General features: G+C 65.6%; 13 protein-coding genes. 11 read left to right on the top strand and 2 right to left on the bottom strand.

What is annotated here, in order from left to right:
- Positions 1 to 107 precede the first annotated feature (107 nt).
- The 11 genes from FHY05_RS19955 (at position 108) to FHY05_RS19905 (ending at position 17250) form a co-directional block, all read left to right on the top strand.
- Positions 108 to 788: a PAS domain S-box protein gene (locus FHY05_RS19955; protein ID WP_183946190.1), complete on the top strand. Its 681-nt coding sequence runs from the start codon at positions 108 to 110 to the stop codon at positions 786 to 788.
- A 160-nt stretch (positions 789 to 948) separates the two neighbouring features.
- Positions 949 to 3219: an SPOR domain-containing protein gene (locus FHY05_RS19950; RefSeq protein ID WP_183946189.1), complete on the top strand. Its 2271-nt coding sequence runs from the start codon at positions 949 to 951 to the stop codon at positions 3217 to 3219.
- A 2-nt stretch (positions 3220 to 3221) separates the two neighbouring features.
- On the top strand, positions 3222 to 4388 hold the full coding sequence (locus FHY05_RS19945) for a deoxyguanosinetriphosphate triphosphohydrolase (RefSeq protein ID WP_409321849.1): 1167 nt from the start codon (positions 3222 to 3224) through the stop codon (positions 4386 to 4388).
- Between the two features lie 418 nt (positions 4389 to 4806).
- On the top strand, positions 4807 to 5265 hold the full coding sequence (locus tag FHY05_RS22710) for a DUF1203 domain-containing protein (RefSeq protein ID WP_260181730.1): 459 nt from the start codon (positions 4807 to 4809) through the stop codon (positions 5263 to 5265).
- Between the two features lie 351 nt (positions 5266 to 5616).
- Complete coding sequence (locus FHY05_RS19935) at positions 5617 to 8679, top strand: TonB-dependent receptor (RefSeq protein ID WP_183946187.1); 3063 nt, start codon at positions 5617 to 5619, stop codon at positions 8677 to 8679.
- Between the two features lie 25 nt (positions 8680 to 8704).
- Complete coding sequence (locus FHY05_RS19930; protein ID WP_221191332.1) at positions 8705 to 10258, top strand: tryptophan halogenase family protein; 1554 nt, start codon at positions 8705 to 8707, stop codon at positions 10256 to 10258.
- Positions 10255 to 11844 (top strand): tryptophan halogenase family protein, encoded by a 1590-nt coding sequence (locus FHY05_RS19925; protein WP_183946186.1) that lies wholly within the window; start codon positions 10255 to 10257, stop codon positions 11842 to 11844. The genes FHY05_RS19930 and FHY05_RS19925 overlap by 4 nt, the downstream gene beginning before the upstream one ends.
- Positions 11841 to 12917 carry a cellulase family glycosylhydrolase gene (locus tag FHY05_RS19920; protein ID WP_183946185.1) on the top strand — a complete coding sequence of 359 codons (1077 nt, stop codon included), beginning with the start codon at positions 11841 to 11843 and terminating at the stop codon, positions 12915 to 12917. Before FHY05_RS19925 ends, FHY05_RS19920 begins: the two co-directional genes overlap by 4 nt.
- Positions 12918 to 13006: 89 nt before the next feature.
- On the top strand, positions 13007 to 14239 hold the full coding sequence (locus tag FHY05_RS19915) for an alpha-galactosidase (protein WP_183946184.1): 1233 nt from the start codon (positions 13007 to 13009) through the stop codon (positions 14237 to 14239).
- Positions 14240 to 14356: 117 nt separating this feature from the next.
- The gene (locus FHY05_RS19910) at positions 14357 to 16540 is read left to right on the top strand and encodes a galactosylceramidase (protein ID WP_183946183.1); all 2184 of its coding nucleotides are present in this window, start codon (positions 14357 to 14359) and stop codon (positions 16538 to 16540) included.
- Between the two features lie 212 nt (positions 16541 to 16752).
- Positions 16753 to 17250 (top strand): hypothetical protein, encoded by a 498-nt coding sequence (locus tag FHY05_RS19905; RefSeq protein WP_183946182.1) that lies wholly within the window; start codon positions 16753 to 16755, stop codon positions 17248 to 17250.
- Positions 17251 to 17755: 505 nt separating this feature from the next.
- Here FHY05_RS19905 and FHY05_RS19900 read toward each other — a convergent pair.
- Both FHY05_RS19900 and FHY05_RS19895 read right to left on the bottom strand, forming a co-directional pair.
- Positions 17756 to 18406: a TadE/TadG family type IV pilus assembly protein gene (locus tag FHY05_RS19900; protein WP_183946181.1), complete on the bottom strand. Its 651-nt coding sequence runs from the start codon at positions 18404 to 18406 to the stop codon at positions 17756 to 17758.
- A complete protein-coding gene (locus FHY05_RS19895; protein ID WP_183946180.1) occupies positions 18403 to 18948 on the bottom strand; it encodes a TadE/TadG family type IV pilus assembly protein in 546 nt (181 codons plus the stop codon). Before FHY05_RS19895 ends, FHY05_RS19900 begins: the two co-directional genes overlap by 4 nt.
- Positions 18949 to 18987 lie beyond the last annotated feature (39 nt).

Raw genomic sequence — 18987 nt, 5'->3', positions numbered from 1 at the left:
TCTGTATTTGATCCATAGTAAATCTTCTTCGCTCCATTTCCGTGCAGTCCATGTTAGCGATGTGCATCACAAACCGCGATCGCGGCACGAGCACGGGGATGGAGGCGATGGATCGCGTGGCGTCGCGCAGCCTGATGAGTTGCCTCACCGACGAGCAGATGCGAGTCGTCGACGCCGATGACGATTACGTTGCCATGCTGGGGTATGGCCGCGAGCGCTTGATCGGCCGCAGCGTGCTCGAGTTCACGCACCAGGATGATCGCACCGTGAACCGTCAGCGCTCGGAAGCGCTGCTCGCCGGCGGCGATCCCTTCTCGATCACCAAACGCTATATCGCCGCCGACGGTAGCGCCATCTGGGTGACCAACCACGTCAGCCTGTTCCACACCGGCACCAACCGGCGCCAGCTCGCCACGGTGGAGGTGTTGGAGACCCCCCGCGTCGAGGACCAGCGCCGGCTGCTCCGCGTCGCGGCCGAGCGGATCCTGGCGAAACGGCGGCTGCGCTCGCTCTATTTCGAGGGCGAGATGTTCGGAGAGCCCGCGTTCGACCTGCTGCTCGACCTGTTCGTCCAGGAACTGTCGCATCGTCAGACCTATACGACGAGCGCCGCGGTCGCCTCGGGGGCGCCGCTCACCACCGCGCTGCGCCAGATCACGATGCTGGTGGAACGCGGGCTGGTGTGCCGCGAGGCCGATCCGGTGGACCGCCGTCGCGTGCTGCTGCGGCTGACCAGCGCGGGCAACAAGCAGATGTGGGAGTATCTCGCCGCCGCGGAGAAGATCTGAGCGCCCGACACGGCTCGTCGCCGGGTCGGCGCGCTTCACCGCAGCAGCGCGGGCGGCGTCATTGCCGGTTCAGCCGGGAGCCGGTCTAGACGGCGCCCCGGCCCGGCGACGGGCCCTCAGCCATTCCGCCCGTCGCGCCGCGGGCGGGGAGAAGTATCGCATGACCGACGTCCCTCGCCCGCGACCGGGACGCACGTTCGCGACCGCGCTCGCGCCGCTGGCGCTCGCCGCGGCGTTGGCCGCCGCTCCTACCCCGCCGGCGGCCCGCGCGCAGGCGATCGTGCCCGCGGCCAACCCCGAGGCCGATCGGCTCGCCGAACTGGTACGGCGCATCGGCGCGTCGCCGCGTGACCTCGCCGCGCTGGTCGAGGCCGGCGAGCTGTCGTTCAAGCTGGGCGACGCGACCGCCGCGGCGGCGCTGTACAAGCGCGCCGAGGCGATCGACCCGCGCAACGCGCGCGTGAAGGGCGGCATCGCGCGGATCCTGGTCAACGGCGAGCGCCCCGGCGAGGCGCTGCGCTATTTCGACGAGGCGCAGCGCTACGGCGCGGTGATGGCGCGCTACGCCGACGACCGCGGCCTCGCGTATGACCTGATCGGCGAGCAGGAGCGCGCCCAGCGGGACTATCGGCTGGCGCTGGCGCAGGGCGGCGCGACCGGCGACGAGCTCGACGAGGTCCGCCGCCGTTACGCGCTGTCGCTCGGCATCTCGGGGCGGCAGCAGGAGGCTCTGGCGGAGATCGACACGCTGCTGCGCCGCTCCGACCGCGGCGCGTGGCGCGCGCGCGCCTTCATCCTGGCGATGGGCGGAGACGTCCCGGGCGCGAACCGCATCGCCACGGGCATGATGCCACCGGGCATGGCGCAGGGGCTCGCCGCTTTCTTCCAGCGGCTGCCGACGCTCAACGCGGCCGACCGCGCCTTCGCGGTGCATTTCGGCGAGGTGACGCCGACCGCGGCGCGGCTCGCGGACGCGCGCATGGTGCCGGTGCTGCCCGTGCTCGGCGCCGATCCGTACGCGCCGCGCCGTGTCGAGGTCGCGGCGGTGACGCCGACTCCGGTGGCAGAGAAGCCGCTGGCCCGGGGCGAGCAGCGCCGCCGCCTCAAGGAGGCCGAGCGCCAGCGCCAGCTCGCCGCGCGGGGCGCGGCCGCTGATCGCCAGCTGGCGGCGCGCCCGGTGTCGCCGCCGACGCCGACGCCCGCCGCAGCGCCGCAGGTCGCTGCCGCCGTACCCCCGCCGACGAGCGCGGCCGCGAGCATCAGCCCGACGCAGCTCGCCTCGGCCCCGCCCGTCAGCGTCGCTCGCCCGCCGGCCGCCGCCGCGCCCGCCAGCGTCGCGCGGGCGCCGGTCACCGCCGCGTCAGCGACACCGCTCAGCGCCGCCGGCGCTGTGCCGCCGGCGACCCGCCCTGCTGCCGCCGCGCCATCGAGCGCCGGCGCACAGGCCGCCGGCACACAGGTCGCCGCGGCGACGCCGACGTACGCGCGAGCAACACCGCCATCGGCATCGCCACCGAGCCCCTCACCGGCCGGCGCGCGCCCCGTCGCCGCCGCGCCCGCGCCGGCGACCGTCGCGGCACGCCCGACCCCGCCGCGACTGGGCGAGGACTCGATCCTCGCGCGGATCGTCGCGGGGATCTCGGTGCCCGGTGCCGAGCTCGGCGTGGCGCCGATGCCGGGCACGCAGCGAGTCGTCGCGGTCGCCGCACCGCCCGCGCCGACCGGCGCCTCGCTCGACGAGGCAGCGCAGGCGGCCGAGCGCAACGCCGCCGCCGACGAGCAGAAGCGCCAGCGGCTCGCGGCGGCGAAGCGGGTCACCACACGCGACGTCGCTGCCGACGAGCCGGTCGAGCCGGCGCGCGCACGCGGCCGGCAGCTCGCCGCCGCGGACAAGCGCACGCCGCGCACCGTTGCGGAGGAAGAGGCACCCGTCGGCAGAAGGGGCGCGCGCGGCCGGGTCGCGACCGACGACGAGCCGGCCGCCAAGGGCACCGCCGCCAAGTCAGCCGCCAGGAAGGCAGCGAGCGACAGGAAGCTCGCCACCGAGAAGGACGGCGACGAGGACGACGCCCCGACCGGCAAGGGCGGCAAGAACGGCAGAAGCGGCAAGGGCGGCAACACGGGCTCGGCCAAGGTGGCGGTCAAGGCCGAGCGCGAGGAGCCGGCGCGGATCTGGGTCCAGGTCGCCGGCGGCGCCAACCCCGGCGATCTCGGCAAGGCGTGGAAGTCGGCGCAGGGCAAGGCGCCGGCGCTGGCGGGCAAGCGTGCCTATACGACGCCGCTGCGCGCCACCCATCGCGTCGTCACCGGTCCGTTCAAGACCCAGGCCGAAGCGCGCGCGATGGTCAACACGCTCGCCAAGCAAGGACTCTCCGCCTTCACCTTCACCAGCGAGGCGGGTCAGAAGGTCTCGCGGCTCGACGACCAGTGAGCATGTTGCCGCACCGCGCGCCCTGGGCGTCCGATCCGGCGCGCAGCCGCGGTCGCCTTCACCCCGAGGAGGAGGGGGACCGCGGCCCGCGCGACGCCTTCCAGCGCGACCGCGACCGGATCATCCACTCGATCAGCTTCCGCCGGCTGCGCCACAAGACCCAGGTCTTCCTCGCGCCGGACGGCGACCATTTCCGCGTTCGGCTGACGCATAGCCTGGAGGTGGCGCAGATCGGGCGCGCGATCGCGCGAACGCTCGAGCTCAACGAGGATCTCACCGAGGCGCTGTGCCTCGCGCACGATATCGGCCACCCGCCTTTCGGCCACGCCGGCGAGGACGCGCTGCGCGCCGCGACGCGAGCCCACGGCGGCTTCGACCATAATGGCCATACGCTGCGCACGCTGATGCGGATCGAGCGCCCTTATCCGCGCTGGCCCGGTCTCAACCTGACCTGGGAGACGCTCGAGGGGCTGGCCAAGCACAATGGCCCGGTACGCCACCCCGGCTGGGCGCTGGCCGAGGCGGACGCGGAGGCCGCGCTCGCGCTCGACACGCACGCCTCGCTCGAGGCGCAGGTCGCCGCGCTCGCCGACGATATCGCCTATGACAATCACGACATCGACGACGGGCTTCGCGCCGGGCTGCTGACGCTCGACCAGATCATGGCGGTGCCGCTGGTCGCGGAGGGTTGGCAGCGGGTCGCGGCGCGCTTCGCCGACGTGCCGCGCGCGCGGCTCGCGGGCGAGCTGATCCGCAGCCAGATCGGGGCCATGGTGAACGACCTGATCGCCGAGTCGCGCCGCCGGATCGCCGCGGCCGGGGTGACGAGCGTCGAGGAGGTTCGCGCCGCGGGACAACCGCTGATCGCCTTCTCGCCGGCGATGGCGACCGCCGAGCGCGACCTCAAACGCTTCATGTACGCCAACCTGTACCATCACCCGCGTCAGCTCGCCGCCGCGGGAGCGGCCGCGCAGGTGGTGGCGGGGCTGTTCGCGGCCTATCGCGACGATCCGGCGCGGCTGCCGGAGGAGTGGCGCGCGCGCTTGCCCGCGGCGGAGCCCGCGATCTCGCGTCACATCGCCGACTTCATCGCCGGCATGACCGATCGCTACGCGATCGCGCGCTACCGCGAAGTGGTGGGAGCGATCGACCTGCCCGAGGGCTTCTGAGTCAGCGACACACTCAGCGTCGTCGGCGGCAAACGATATCGCCTTGCCGGAGACGTGCTCGCCGGCCGTCGTTGGTCAACACTTGCCTGCCTTAACCACTTGCGTCCCTTGCTTGCACGCGACGATCCCGAGACCGGCCGCGCTGATCATCAACACCTTCCGCATGATGGGTGTGCCGCATATCGATGCTGCCGTCCGCGATCGGGCGCTCGCGCTTCCCCTGCCCTCGCGTGCCGAGACCCAAATACCGGTCACTCAGGCCAACCTGACGCCTTCCCAACGTCGAACGCTTGTTCATCTCGCCGCTCGGGCCTGCCACGAGGGGCAGGCAGATTGGGCAAGTTGGTATCTGAAGGCAAGTATCGCGATGCAGTCCGCGTGCTCCCGGCGCTAGACGGAAGCATAGGGTAAATCACTGATGACCTTTCGTGTTCTGGGCTTTCATCCCGACCAGTTCAGCTTCCTCTCCGCTTCATCAGACGCCCACCTCGCTGTTGCCGGAGCAGAGCGAGATCTCGCCACGCAGGGCTACCCGACCGCGTCCACGTTCGCGAGCTCGACGTGCGTCACCGGGCGCGTTCTCAACTACGAACATCGGCCAGGCGGACACGCCTTACCGCTGCCGGCACGCGATCTTCGTTCGCGAAGATGCCAGCCGAGCGCTGGATGTCTCGTATGTCGTACCGGACGCGATTGGCATTCACCCCATCTCGCCCAGGGTTTGAGCGAAGGTGGCGGGATGGTCGACGCCGACCTCGTCGACGGCGACGCACCCGTCCCGCTTGTCGAGCGCTTCTTCAGCATTCCCGCCGTCGCCTATCTGTACCCGCATTACGCGGAGCGGGGATGCTACGCCGCGCGGGTCGTACGCGCCTAGCTTGTCGCGCGTTGAGACTTTGGAGCCCTGAAGGCCAGACCCAACAGCGGTCACTCAGGGGCTTCTGCTTAGTTCCCCGCTCCGTCCGCAGGTTGATCTCGAAGGCGCCGGAGCCGCTTCGCAAGGCTACGCAGTGCCACCTTGCGTGGGCTTAGCTGCGATCATGCGTGCGGTGGTCGCGGCTCTCCAGGGACCTGCGCCTGCCCGATATCGACAGCGCAACTATGGGCCCAGCGCATCGCTCGGGCTCGGTCGTTAATCTACATCTGTTCGACCACCGGTTGACAAAGTCAGATTAATCTGGCGGATCTGCGGAGAACGCTAACAAGCGTGTTCTCGGAGAGGGTTAAGATGAATCGGAAGGCTTCGTTGCTGGGGGGCGCAGCGATCGTCTCGATCGGATTGGCATCCTCCGGCTTGGCTGTGGCGCAGACAACGCCCACTCCGACCGGACCCGCAGGAACCGCGACGAACTCGTCGAGCCCAGATTTGGGAACGTTCACGGCGCCAGACCGGGCGGTGGATCAGGCAGACGTCGGCGCCGCCGCCAACGAGGAGGCAGGCTCGGGCGAAGTGCTCGTCACCGCCCGCCGCCAAGCGCTCCAGAGCGCCACGGAGCGCAAGCGGAACTCCGACACGATCATCGACTCGGTGGTCGCTGACGATGCCGGCAAGCTCCCGGACAATTCGATCACCGAAGTGCTGCAGCGCGTGCCCGGCGTTTCGATCGTCCGCTTCGCGTCGCTCGGTGATCCGGACCGCTTCTCGGTGGAAGGGTCTGGCATCCAGGTGCGCGGACTGTCGGGCGTCCTGGCGACGCTGAACGGCCGTGAGATCGTCGGCGCCAATGGCGGTGGCGGGATCAGCTGGGGCGAGGTCACGCCCGAGCTCATGGCCGCGGTTGACGTCTACAAGGCAAGCACCGCGGACCGCATCGAGGGTGGGATCGGCGGAGCGATCGATCTCCGGACCAAAATGCCTTTCGACTTCAAGTCGTTCACCGTCTCAGGCAACGCGCAGGGAGGTTACGGCGACTCCTCCAAGAAGGGCTCGTACGGCGGCTCGCTCCTGGTGGCGAACACCTGGGACACCGGCATCGGCCGACTGGGCGTGCTGGTTGACGTCGCGTACAACAAGCTGCGGAGCCGCAGCTCGTTCGCGCGCGCCGAGCCCTATTACCCCCGCATCGTCGCCGGCGAGCAGCGCTATATCCCCGGCGGTTTCGATTTCGGCCAGGAGGATTTCGAGCGGCGTCGTCAGGGCTTCTACGGCGCGGTCCAGTGGGAGCCGACCGAGGGGCTGCGCTTCTTCCACACCAGCTTCATATCCAATTATCGAAGCGATCGGACCGAACGCGTCGTGTTCGCGGTGCCGAGCAACACCGATGCCACGCTCTTCCCCAATCCTTCCGCGGACGCAGCCTACGACTCGAACGGGATCCTGGTGAGCGCCAGCAGCCTGACTCCCGCTTCACAGGCCAACTTCACGCAAGGCTCGCTTTCGACGTCGGGCACCGCCAGCCGCCAGGAGAACGAGACGCGTGACTTCAGCCAGGGCTTCACCTGGGACGTGAGCTCGAAGCTGCGGTTGTCCGGCGCGGTGCAGTTCATCCATTCCTTCTCGAACCTGGACGCCGAAAGTTCGTCGATCGGCACGACGCTGGGCTCGTTCGGCTTCGACGCCACGGGCGACCTGCCGCTCTTCACCGCCACTCCTGCAACTTCCTTCGGCGATCGTTCAGCCTACCAATGGCAGAGCTTCGCCTTCAATCCGGATCGGAACCGGGCAAACGAGACCGCGGTCAACCTCGATCTCTCCTGGAACGTGGGCGACGGCACCGGCTTCGTGCGCCAGATCCAGGCGGGTGCGCGCTATGCCAACCGCCGGGAGCGGGACAATCAGATCGGCACGTATTGGGCCGCTCTCGGGCGTGACTGGAACGGCTCGCCGCAGCGCACTCTCGCCGACGGACGGCCTGGTGACGCGAACTTCGAGGGCTTCAGCAACTTCTTCAAGGGCGATCTCGATGTCCCCGCCGGCGTCTACACGCCGAGTCAGTCGCTGCTCGGCACCTACGACCCCATCCTGATCCAGCAACTGTACGGCTACGACACGGCAGCCAATCCCAACGGACCCAACCCTGTAGGCCTGCAGGATCGCGCTGGGCTGATCGTCACCCGCCTGCGCAACAAGGCGGCCTACGTTCAAGCCCGCTTCGCCGGGGGCACCGACCTGCGCGTCGATGGCAACGTCGGCCTTCGCGTCGTCCGACTGGAGCGTGACGGTTCGGGCAACAGCGTGATCACGACCCCGAGCTTCTACTTCTCGCAGGCCGACGCAGACGCGGATCTTGCCGACGGCGTCGCGAACAACTTCGTGCAGCAGGCCAGCAGCGCCTCGGTGGTCAGCGGTCGCTTCAACGTGACCCGCTTCCTGCCGTCCCTGAACATCAATCTTCACCCAACCGAGAATCTGGCCGTTCGGCTGGCGGCGACGCGCACGCTGTCGATGCCTGACTTCATCTCGACGAGAGCCACGCAGATCATCGGCCTCAACACGGCGACGAATGCCAACAACACGGGTGGCAACTCGTTCAACCCGATCTTCAACGGCTTCACTGCGAACCGCGGGAACGTCGCACTCAAGCCGACCATGTCGACCAACCTCGACCTGAGCGCCGAATATTACAGAGGCAACGACCTCAATCTACATATCGCTGTCTTCCACAAGGCGTTGACCGACCAGATCCTATATGGAACAACACTTCGACCCTACTCGCAGACCTTCACGCGAGCGGACGGCACGACCTTCAACGCCACCAGCTTCATCCAGGCCAATGAGGTCTACAACGCCTCCAAGAAGTCGTTCGTCACTGGGACCGAGATCGGCGGCCGAAAGTTTTTCAGTGAACTGCCCGCGCCCTTCGATGGCATCGGCGTGGAGGCAAACTACACCTTCATCGACAGCAAGTCGCCGAGCGCACTTGCAAGGGGGATCAGCGGCGAGGAGCTGAGCGGCATACCGCTCGTCGGCCTCTCGAAGCACAACGTGAATGCGCAGCTGCTATACGAGCGTAATCCGCTCTCGCTCCGCGTCGCTTACTCGTGGCGCAGCCGGTATCTGCAGACGACCAATGGCAACGGTACCACGCCGAACTACTCGCTGGTGGATGCATCGGGCGCCAGCAGAACGGTCAGCGCCTCGCTTCCCGTCTACGCCGCGGCCTATGGCCAGTTGGACGCCGGCGTGACCATCGAGCTGATCAAGAACCTTCGCGTCTACATCCAGGGAACCAACCTCACCAACTCCACCACCAAGACGCTGATGGGCGGCTATCCGGGCGGCGCCCTGCTGACGCGTAGCTGGTTCATCTCGGATCGTCGGGTGGAAGGGGGTATAAACTTCAGCTTCTGATCGGTTCGTAGTAGGAGAGGGTCGGTTGGCGCTGGTCAGGGACATCATCATCGTGGGAGGCGGCACGGCGGGCTGGATCGCCGCCGCCTACCTGGCCAAACGCCTGAACTCAGCCTCCCCCGACGGAGTCCGTGTCACCGTCATCGAGGCACCCGACATTCCGCCCATCGGCGTCGGCGAGGGCAGCTTCCCCAGCCTGCGCAAGACGCTGGAGGCCATCGATATCGACGAGGCCGAGCTGATCCGCGAGTGCTCCGCTACGTTCAAGCAGGGCATTCGGTTCAACGACTGGTTGATCGCGCCGTCGGCCACGGCCCGGCACCATTACTTCCACCCTTTCCAGCTCAGCGATGATCACGACGGGCTCGATCTGTTGCCGTACTGGCTGCTCGGTGCCGCCGGCGAGGTTGCATGGGCGAGCGCCAACACCGTGCAACAGGTCGCGGCCGATGCCTGCCTCGCGCCCAAGCTGGCACAGCACCCGCCGTATCGCGGCCCTCTAGCCTACGCGTACCACTTCGATGCCGCTCTACTTGGCCGACTCCTGCGGCGGCGAGCTTTGGAGCTGGGGGTCACGCACGTGGTCGACACGGTCACCTCGGTGCAGCTTGCAGATGACGGCGCCATCGCCGAACTCGCGTGTCGTGACAGCGGCACCCATCGCGCCGGCCTGTACGTCGACTGCACCGGCTTCCGGGCGCAGCTGATCGGTCAGGCTCTCGACGTCCCGTTCCGATCGCGTCGAGCCGAGTTGTTCACCAACCGGGCGGTGGCGATCCAGCTGCCGTATCGATCGACGCAATCGCCCGTGCCCTCGCAGACCTTCGCTACCGCACAGCACGCGGGATGGATCTGGGACATCGGGCTGCACGAGCGCCGCGGGACTGGCTACGTCTACTCCACCGATCATTGCAGCGACGATGACGCCGAGCGCACGTTGCGCGACTATCTCGGACCTGACGCGGAGCGATCGAACGCACGCAGGCTGGACTTCGAGACCGGCTATCGTACCGCACAATGGCACAAGAACTGCGTCGCAATCGGATTGTCCGCCGGCTTCATCGAACCGCTCGAAGCCACCGGGATCGGCTTCGCCGAGATCGCGGTCATGAACCTGGTCAATATTTTCCCTTGGAACGGACAGATGGAGGTGTCGGCACGCCAGTTCAACGAGATCATGGTGCGCCGCTACGATCACGTGGTCGACTTCATTAAGTTGCATTACTGCCTCAGCCGTCGTGATGACGACCCGTTCTGGCGCGACAACCGCGACTCCTCGACGATCTCGGACAGCCTCAGGGAACGTTTGGAGCGCTGGCGCTATCGCGCCCCCGCCTTCATGGACGTGGATCTGAACCACGACGTGTTCCTCGCCGAGAATTGGCAGTACGTGCTATATGGCATGCACTTCCGGACAGACCTGACCGCCCAGGCTGGATCGTACCGCTTCTTCGAGGACGCGCGCAGGACCTTCGCCGACATCCGCGCGCAACAGGCCAACGCGGTTCGACGGCTTCCGCCACATCGCGCGCTGATACAACAACTCGGTGCAACGATGCCGGCCGTGGCCCTGACATGACGGTCGAGGGCCTCGTCCGGCGCGTCGTGATCGTGGGCGGGGGTAGCGCCGGCTGGATGACCGCGGCGGCCATGGCTCGGCTGCTCATGCCCTCGGGCGTTGAGGTGACGCTCGTCGAGTCGGACGCGATCGGGACGGTGGGAGTCGGCGAGGCGACGATCCCGACCATCAGGGACTTCAACGCCCTGCTGGGGATCGACGAGCATCAGTTCATCCGCGAGACAGGCGGCAGCTTCAAGTTGGGCATCGAATTCGTCGACTGGGGGCGTCTCGGCAACCGCTATTTCCATCCCTTCGGCACCTTCGGGCGGGATACCCGGACGTTGCGGTTCCACCAGCTGTGGCTGCGTCGCCACCACGACGACGGAAGGTCCGAGCAGGAACGCCTCGAACACTATAGCATGGCCGCGCTCGCCGCCTCCCGCGGCCGCTTCGGCACGCCCTCGTCCGATCCCAACCACCCGCTCTCGACCATCAGTTATGCCTATCACTTCGACGCAGGGCGCTATGCGATGCTGTTGCGGCGCTGGAGCGAGGCGAAGGGCGTGCGCCGGATCGAAGGCCGGATCACGGACGTACGCCGCTCCGACCGAGACGGCGCCGTCGCCTCCATCGCGCTCGAGAACGGGACCGAGATCGTCGGCGACCTCTTCATCGATTGCAGCGGCTTCGCATCGCTGCTGCTCGGTCGCGCGATGGCAGAGCCGTTCGAGGATTGGTCGCATTGGCTGCCCTGCGATCGCGCCATCGCACTGCCCTCCGCGCGGTCCGGCCCGGTCCTGCCCTACACGCGCTCCACGGCCGTGCGCGGCGGCTGGCGCTGGCGCATTCCGCTGCAGCATCGGACCGGCAGCGGGATCGTCTACAGCAGCGCGCATCTGAGTGACGAGGCTGCATTGAAGGATCTGCGCGCCGGCTTGGACGGCGAAGCGGTGGGCGAGCCGAGGCGTCTCCGCTTCATCGCCGGTCATCGACGAAGGCTGTGGAGCCGCAACGTCGTCGCCATCGGTTTGTCGGGAGGCTTCCTTGAACCACTCGAGTCGACCAGCATCCACCTCATCCAGACGGCCATCACACGGCTGCTCACGCTCTTCCCGACCGCTGCGGGCTGGCAAGCCGAGCGCGCTGAGTTCAACCGACAGAGTGTCAGCGAATATGAACGAATACGTGACTTCCTCATCCTTCACTACAAGGCAAGCACGCGCGACGACGACGCCTTCTGGCGATATTGCGGCGATATGCGCGTGCCGGACTCGCTGGCTCGGCGGCTCGATCTGTTTCGTGCCGCCGGACGGATCTTCCGCGAGGGCGACGAACTCTTCTCCGAGAGCAGCTGGCTGGCCGTGATGGTAGGCCAGGGCATCATGCCGCACGCGCACGACCCCGCCGCCGATGCGATTCCAGCGCTCTCGTTGGCGACACAGATGGCCGCGATGCGCAGTGCCCTCGGGCGAGCCGCCGACCAACTAGCGCTCCACGAAGACTACATCTCCAGCTGCTGTGCAGCCGCTTCGGCAGTCGATGCCTCATCGCCGGACGTGCGTTGGCCAGCGATCGACCCGTCGAGAATGGCGGCGGAACCATGAGCGAGCCGCCGCCTATGTCCCGTTGGGTCGACCGCCTCGTCTTGTTCGCCCTGGCCTGTGCCGTACCGGGCGCTGGCGTCGCCGGGGAGTCGGGTGGCACCATGACGGTCCGCGGTCGCTTCCTCTATACCGCAGCGGGCGAGCGGGTGGTGCTACGCGGCGTCAACGAGATGTTCGCCCACTCGCCCGACCCGACGGGACAGTGGACCCTCCCGGAGATCGCCCGGACCGGCGCCAACTCGGTCAGAATCATGACCACACCCGATTATGCGGCGGAGACGCTCGATGCGGTTCTGCGCAATGCGATCAACAACGGGCTGATACCGATCGCGGAATGCCACGCCGCTACCGGCAAGTGGGAGAAATTGGGCGACTGTGTCGACTATTGGACTCGGCCCGACATCGCCGCGGTAGTCCGACGCCACAGGCGCTGGGTGCTAGTTAACATTGCCAACGAGGCCGGCGCGGAGGTCTCGGCAAGCGCGTTCGTCGCGGGTTACCGCGTCGCGATCGCCCGCATCCGCGCGGCCGACATCGATGTGCCGCTTGTGATTGACGGCTCAGACTGGGGTAAGGAGTACGAGATGCTCCTAGACAGCTGGACCCCGCTGAACGCTGCGGACCCGCGCCGGGCCATCCTCGTGTCCGCGCATAGCTATTGGGTCGGGACCGAGCAGCAGCGCAAGGCGCCCTATCGCGCGATCGTCAAGCGGGTGACGCGGGAGAACATCCCCTTTCTCCTGGGCGAAGGTCCGACGTCGTCGGGATGGGACTGCGGGGCATCGCCGTATCGCTGGGCGATGCGGGTGCTCCAGCGCGCGCAGATCGGCTGGCTTACATGGTCCTGGGGCATGGTACCCAACGGCGACTGTCGCGCCGAGAACCGCTACGACGTGACCAACGATGGGCGATACGGACATTGGAAGTCCGACGCGGGCGAGGCGCTGATGATCTCGGATCCCGGCAGCGTCCGGCACACGTCGCGCCGCCCCTGCTCAATCCCCAACGCAGGTGCCTCATGCACGCACCCGAGTGGCGGGCGACGCAGGTCGTTCGCCGAGGAGGCACAATGAACATCATGAGGACCGACCGCGGACGTCGTTGCGGCATCGGCGAGAATGCTCACGCGAGCCGTACCCGCGTGACGCTGCTGGAGGGTTAGATGCCAAGAAAGATCTCATCTGTCATCGCAGCGACCATCCTGCTGCTGCAGGCCACGTCGCCCGCCCTGGGGCAGGAGGTTCTCGATCAGGACCCGAACACCTTGGCGCCGTCGAAAGACCCGAAGCGGCGGCCCAACGGCCTCGCGCAGACACCGCCGATGGGATGGAACAGCTGGAACAAGTTCGCCTGCAAGGTGAACGAGCAGACGATCCGCGCGACTGCGGACGCGATCGCCACGAACGGCATGAAGGCCGCCGGGTACGAGTACGTCGTCATCGACGACTGCTGGCATGGCACACGTGATGCCGACGGCTTCATCACCGAGGATCGGGACCGATTTCCCTCCGGGCTGAAAGCGCTCGCCGACTACGTTCATGGCAAAGGCCTGAAGTTTGGCATCTATTCAGATGCTGGCACGAAGACCTGCGGAGGTCGTCCGGGCAGCCAGGGGCACGAGTACCAGGACGCGCTCCAATATGCGCGCTGGGGCGTAGACTATCTGAAATACGACTGGTGCTCGACCGGCGTGCGGAACGCCGAGGAGGCGTATGCTCTCATGTCGGACGCGCTTCGTGCCAGCGGTCGCGCGATCCTGTTCTCGATGTGCGAGTGGGGCAACTCGAAGCCTTGGCTCTGGGCCGCCAACATCGGCAATATGTGGCGCACCACCGGTGACATAACCGACAAGTGGAAGGGCAAGCACAGCTACAGCTGGGGCGTCTCCTCGATCGTCGACATGAACGAACCGATGTGGCCCTACGCCGGCCCCGGGCATTGGAACGACCCGGACATGCTTGAAGTCGGTAACGGCGGACTGACGGACGAGGAGTACAGGTCGCACTTCTCGCTCTGGGCTATGATGGCCTCCCCCCTCATCGCGGGCAACGACGTGGCGGCCATGTCGCAGGCCACCCGCGACATCCTCCTCAATCGCGAGGTGATCGCGGTCGACCAGGATCCACTCGGGGTGCAAGGGCATCGTGTTCGGCGCGACGGCGACCTAGAGGTCTGGTCGAAGCCGCTCGCGGACGGCGGTCGCGCGGTGACGTTGTGGAATCGAGGCGAGACGCCGGCGCGCATCACGGCCGAGTGGGCGGCACTCGGTTTGCCCGCATCTGTGAAGCTGAAGGTTCGCGACCTGTGGGCCCACCGGAATCTCGGCTCTAGCTCTCGCCAGTTCGCCAGTCAGGTGGCGCCCCACGGCGTGACCATGATCCGGCTAAAGCCATAAACGCCCCTCGCGCTCGCCTCGATGACCGGACGTGCGAGCCATCAGCGGCAACAATCCCCTTCTTGCCATGACTTGATTTGTAAAGTCAGGCTCTAGCTAAGCTCATGGAGCACGACGATGGATCATGGTGACCCTGCCAGCCTACAACTTGAATCGCCTGCGCACGATCTATCGCCCCCTCTCCTCTCAAGGCGAGGTTATCTTCTAGGAGGTGGTGCGCTGGCGGCGTATTTGATCGGTCCGTTCAGCGGTGCTGTCGCCGCACCGGCCGCGCCGCTCAACGTAGCGAAGCTCAACGGCTCAGCGGGCGGGAAGAGGTTTGATGGAATCGGTGTCGTCAATGGCGGTGGGGCGACGTCGGTATTGCTGAAGGATTATCCCGAGCGCCAGCGCAGTCAGATCATGGATCTCCTTTACCGGCCCAAGTTCAGCGCGTCGGTGAGCGCGCTGCTGGTCGAGATACCAGGCGACGGCAATTCAACACAGGGATCGATGCCGAGCCACATGCATACCCGCGACGACCTCGACTACAATCGTGGATACACCTGGTGGGTTCTCAAGGAAGCCAAGAAGCGTAATCCAAAGCTGTCTCTCGACGCAACGGCATGGAGTGCACCAGGGTGGATCGGTGCGGGGGAGAGCAACGGCAGTCCTACCCGCCAGCGAAACAACTCCGATTTCTGGTCGCAGGATGCCGTGGACTATTATATCAAGTGGCTTGAGGGACTGCGCTCCGTCCACGGCCTCGAACTGGACGCGATTGGCTGCCGCAATGAGAAGGGTTCCAGCATCAGCTTCGCTAAAGCGTTGAAGGCGGCGCTTAACTCACGCCACTTTGACAAGGTGAAGTTGCATGCTTTCGATAACTGGGGTCCTGACAAGCTGAACTTCGTTTCAGCGATGCTCAAAGACAAGGAGTTGCGCGACGCGATCGACGTCATAAGCGCCCATACATTCAGCGAGATACCCGCCTCCCCGGCCATTGTTGAGGCCGCAAGGCGGATGGGCAAGCCGATCTGGAACACTGAGGATCATGTCTACAAGAAGGGCTTCGACTGCGCCATAAGCATAGTGAACTGCTTCAATAGAAACTTCATAGAAAGCGGCGTGACAAAGATAGTCAATTGGTATGATATCGGCGGCGTCTACCCTCTTGAACCATATTCGGAGAACCCGCCCGCCGTGCTTGCTTGGGAGCCGTGGAGCGGCCACTACAAGGTGCGGGAGGCAATTTGGGGATACGCTCACTACGGGCAGTTTTCGGAGATTGGCTGGACTTATCTCGATGGCGGCAGCGGAAAGCTGAATAAGGGCGGGACCTACGTTACCTTAGCGTCGGGTGATGGTGACTTCAGCGTCGTTCTTGAGACGCGCGAGGCCAAGGCCCGTCAGGTATTCCGACTCGAAATCGCTGGCGGCCTGTCAACCGTCCCTTTGTCCGTTTGGAGGAGTGACGCCACCGAGCAGTTCGTTCGACAGTCAGACCTCACTGTAAAAGATGGGCGTGCAACGCTCACACTGGAGCCGGGCACCATCTATACTTTGTCAACAACAAGGGGGCAGCGTCGAGGGGAGTTTGACGACATTCCTCCTTCAAAGCCCTTTCCTTTCCCCTACTCCGACGATTTCAGCTCGTATAGGGACCCGGCGGAGAGCGGATATCTTCCTCGCTTCACGGCGGACATCTTAGGCGCCTTCGAGCTCTCGAAGCGACCGGACGGGAAGCCGGGAACATGCCTGCGGCAGGTGGTTCCCAGACCCACTCTCTCTTGGGCTCCCGAATGGCAGCCATACACAATCATCGGTGACAGCAACTGGTCAGATTACGAAGTCAGTGCCGACGTTTGGCTTCAACCCGGCGACACGGCCGGCGTCATGGGCCGGATCAACCACGTGGGCACCGGCTATGGCTCAATCCCCAGGGGATATTACCTCGAACTTCATCATACAGGCGAGTGTCGACTGGTAGCCATTCGTGGCAAGAAAGATCCTAAAGAGCTGGTCGGTGACGCAGAACAACGAAGGCTCATTGCTGCGGGCAAGTCCGAGGGTGAAGGAGGTGAGTTGCTTCTCGATAATGCCAAGGCTGCGATCGGAGGTAATAACTGGGTACGGCTGACGCTGTGGATGGAAGGCGAGACCCTGACTGGCCTTGTGGATGGCAAACCGGTCTTGTCAGCAACGAATCGCCTCTACAGTACGGGGATGGCTGGTCTCCTGGCCGGACAGGACGACAAGCGCACGAGCACGCCGTACTTTGCGGAGCTTCGTATAGAGGCTACGCGTGATCTTTTAAGATAGTACAAGTCTGATCATCGATGTGCCGGCCGCTTGCTAATCCGACCACACACTTATTTGAGCATCGCCCTCTAACAATGGATCAACCGCGCGGGCAGGTCGGCTGCGCTACAAGTGCTCCCGAGCGCCCTGCGTGCGAACGGCGACGGTAATGATTGTTTATCCATCAGGGCTCCATGATGCCGCCGTGATATTTAGATCTGTGGGGACAGCGGATGTTGACGTCACTGTTAGGGATCGTCGCGGCGCAAGCCGCCAGCGTGACGACGCCACCCCCGGTTGTATTGTACACACCGTCTCACGGCTATCCTTCGCGAAGCGCCTCCCCACTCGAGCCGGTCAGGTCGGCAATTTTCGACGTCGAGGTGCGCGGCGGCGACCAACTGTTGTGGTCCGGACCGATGCGGGTGTCGACGCAAAACGGCGCCTCGCTCGATCACCGCCAGTCCGATGCGCCGCCCGCTCAATGTGCGGCCTCGGAACGGGGCTACGACAACAGCAATCGCCAGCTATTGTCGATCAGCCTGTCAATGCGCGATGGACCCGCATCGCTTGTCTCGGCCCGCGTGACATGGGAACGCCAGCTTGACAGTACCGACTGTCGCGGCGGGTCTCGGACGGTGTCGTTCAACGAGACCTTTCCGCTCGAGGCGGGTTCGTCCAAGACGATCAAGGCGGATGGCGGCCTGACCGTGACCCTCCGCCAGCGTTAGCGCAAGTGAGCCCTGCGACCATCTTGTGATCGCCATCCCGGCCGCTGCTTCTAGAAGCCAGAAGCGTGGCCCGAGCCTGATCTGACCGGCGTGCGCGCGCTCGCCGTTGCCGGCCCGGCTGAACGAACGACGAGGCACGCCATCACGCGAGGCCGCCCGCCAGGGAGCAAGGGGCTTACGCCCCCTTCCCTCCTGTGCGGAGATCCAGAGCTCGTCGCCCAGGCCTTTCTTCCTGCCTGACACCTTGCGACATTAGTTCATCGTCGAACTGAAGGCTCAACGAGCTTCCCAGTGCTCTGCCATTCGCCTAATCGACGGTTACCCGAGACGGCGAGGGCCCCGGCACTCAGCGTTCGGGTTCGAAGAGCGCCAAGCCCTGCGCGCACCTCCTCACCGGCTCGCCGCACCGAACGCCTGTAGGCGTGGAGCATGCGTCGACGAGTATCGACATTGTAGTTCAGCCTCACCAGTCGCCGCGATGGCGCCTGGGAACACGTCTCTCTTGTCAACACATCGACGCTTGGACGCCATCAACGGGATTGACGCCAGGATCAGACGTGTCGCGGTTGTCGCGCACCATCATCGCCGCAATCTCATGGATTGTATCAGCTGGAGCGAAGTGAGCGGAGATCAAGGGCTGGTAGCGGTAGAAGATCTCGACGAACATGGCGGGTGAGCCCGGCGCCGCGACGATACGGGCATTCCCTGGCCCCATGCCGTTGACGTCGTTGTTTCCCTTGCCGGCGCCTTGGCGGCCATAGCTCGACTGATAGTGTAAGGCGCCGTAGCAGCGCTGCCAATGCAGATATTGACCGTGTGGCTGGTCAGCATCGACCTCGAGACTGGTCAGCATGACGCGCCCGTTCTGAGCAAGCGCCAGCGGTCCGCTCTGCAGGCCGGCTCCTTGAAACAGGTCATTGATCTGCTTCTCGTCGATCTGCGTCTGAATAGAATTCTGCGTGCCGATGCGTGCTGCGTTGTCCGAGACCTGCAGAGCGAGCTGGCTGATCTGCTGCACGACGATGCAATAATTAACATACTCGAACGTCCACAGCGTGACGATGAGCAACAGCGGCAGGCACAGCCCGAACTCGAGCAGCGCGATCCCGCGATTATCGCGCTTCAGCTTGCCCGCGAGCGTGACGGCAATCGTCATGGGCAGGTCCCCGTCGGCGGATCGGCTTGTTGATCGTTCGGCTGATTTCGGATCAGCGTTTTCGCCGTGAGTACGGTTCGCGGCGCAGCGGCAAGCAAGGTGGTCAACCCGAGTCGGGTGTAGCTGACCGTCGCTATGAGAAGGACAACATCCCGCGCGTTTCCTCGGCCATTTACCGAGCCATCGAGGTCCCATTTGCCGTTGCGGTTGCTGTCGACGAAGGCTTCACCATGGTCGCAGCGGCCGTTATGATTGGCGTCGTTATATTCCTCAGCTGGATCGGCCACATTCCGGTAATCACGGTAGCTCTTCGAGCCCAATGTCACGCTGGCGCCTGGGATGATCTGGTGAACCGCGTCCGCGACGCTGGCGGCGATCGCGTCCTGACGGGCCCCAGCGCTCGCCCCTTCGAGGCTGATGTCGCGGGCAGCTTTCTGCAGTGCTCCGACCAGCGCCGAGCGCACGTACATCGTGTGAGCGACCTCGAGCCCGCCGAGGAGCATGAGGATCAGCAGCGGCGCGACCAAGGCGAACTCGATCATCGTCGCACCGCGCGTCGAACGCAGCAGCCGTGCGAGTGT

It is taken from the genome of Sphingomonas sp. BK580 (genome assembly GCF_014194975.1).
In the GTDB taxonomy this organism is placed as follows: domain Bacteria; phylum Pseudomonadota; class Alphaproteobacteria; order Sphingomonadales; family Sphingomonadaceae; genus Sphingomonas.
The sequence above is the reverse complement of the archived record's forward strand: the minus strand, read 5'-3'. Positions and strand labels throughout refer to the sequence as shown.

Excerpts from the sequence above, each read along its gene's own strand:
- FHY05_RS19955 (WP_183946190.1), top strand. The coding sequence starts at position 108 with ATGGATCGCGTGGCGTCGCGCAGCCTGATGAGTTGCCTCACCGACGAG.
- FHY05_RS19950 (WP_183946189.1), top strand. The coding sequence starts at position 949 with ATGACCGACGTCCCTCGCCCGCGACCGGGACGCACGTTCGCGACCGCG.
- FHY05_RS19945 (WP_409321849.1), top strand. The coding sequence starts at position 3,222 with ATGTTGCCGCACCGCGCGCCCTGGGCGTCCGATCCGGCGCGCAGCCGC.
- FHY05_RS22710 (WP_260181730.1), top strand. The coding sequence starts at position 4,807 with ATGACCTTTCGTGTTCTGGGCTTTCATCCCGACCAGTTCAGCTTCCTC.
- FHY05_RS19935 (WP_183946187.1), top strand. The coding sequence starts at position 5,617 with ATGAATCGGAAGGCTTCGTTGCTGGGGGGCGCAGCGATCGTCTCGATC.
- FHY05_RS19925 (WP_183946186.1), top strand. The coding sequence starts at position 10,255 with ATGACGGTCGAGGGCCTCGTCCGGCGCGTCGTGATCGTGGGCGGGGGT.
- FHY05_RS19920 (WP_183946185.1), top strand. The coding sequence starts at position 11,841 with ATGAGCGAGCCGCCGCCTATGTCCCGTTGGGTCGACCGCCTCGTCTTG.
- FHY05_RS19915 (WP_183946184.1), top strand. The coding sequence starts at position 13,007 with ATGCCAAGAAAGATCTCATCTGTCATCGCAGCGACCATCCTGCTGCTG.
- FHY05_RS19910 (WP_183946183.1), top strand. The coding sequence starts at position 14,357 with ATGGATCATGGTGACCCTGCCAGCCTACAACTTGAATCGCCTGCGCAC.
- FHY05_RS19905 (WP_183946182.1), top strand. The coding sequence starts at position 16,753 with ATGTTGACGTCACTGTTAGGGATCGTCGCGGCGCAAGCCGCCAGCGTG.
- FHY05_RS19900 (WP_183946181.1), bottom strand. The coding sequence starts at position 18,406 with ATGACGATTGCCGTCACGCTCGCGGGCAAGCTGAAGCGCGATAATCGC.
- FHY05_RS19895 (WP_183946180.1), bottom strand. The coding sequence starts at position 18,948 with ATGATCGAGTTCGCCTTGGTCGCGCCGCTGCTGATCCTCATGCTCCTC.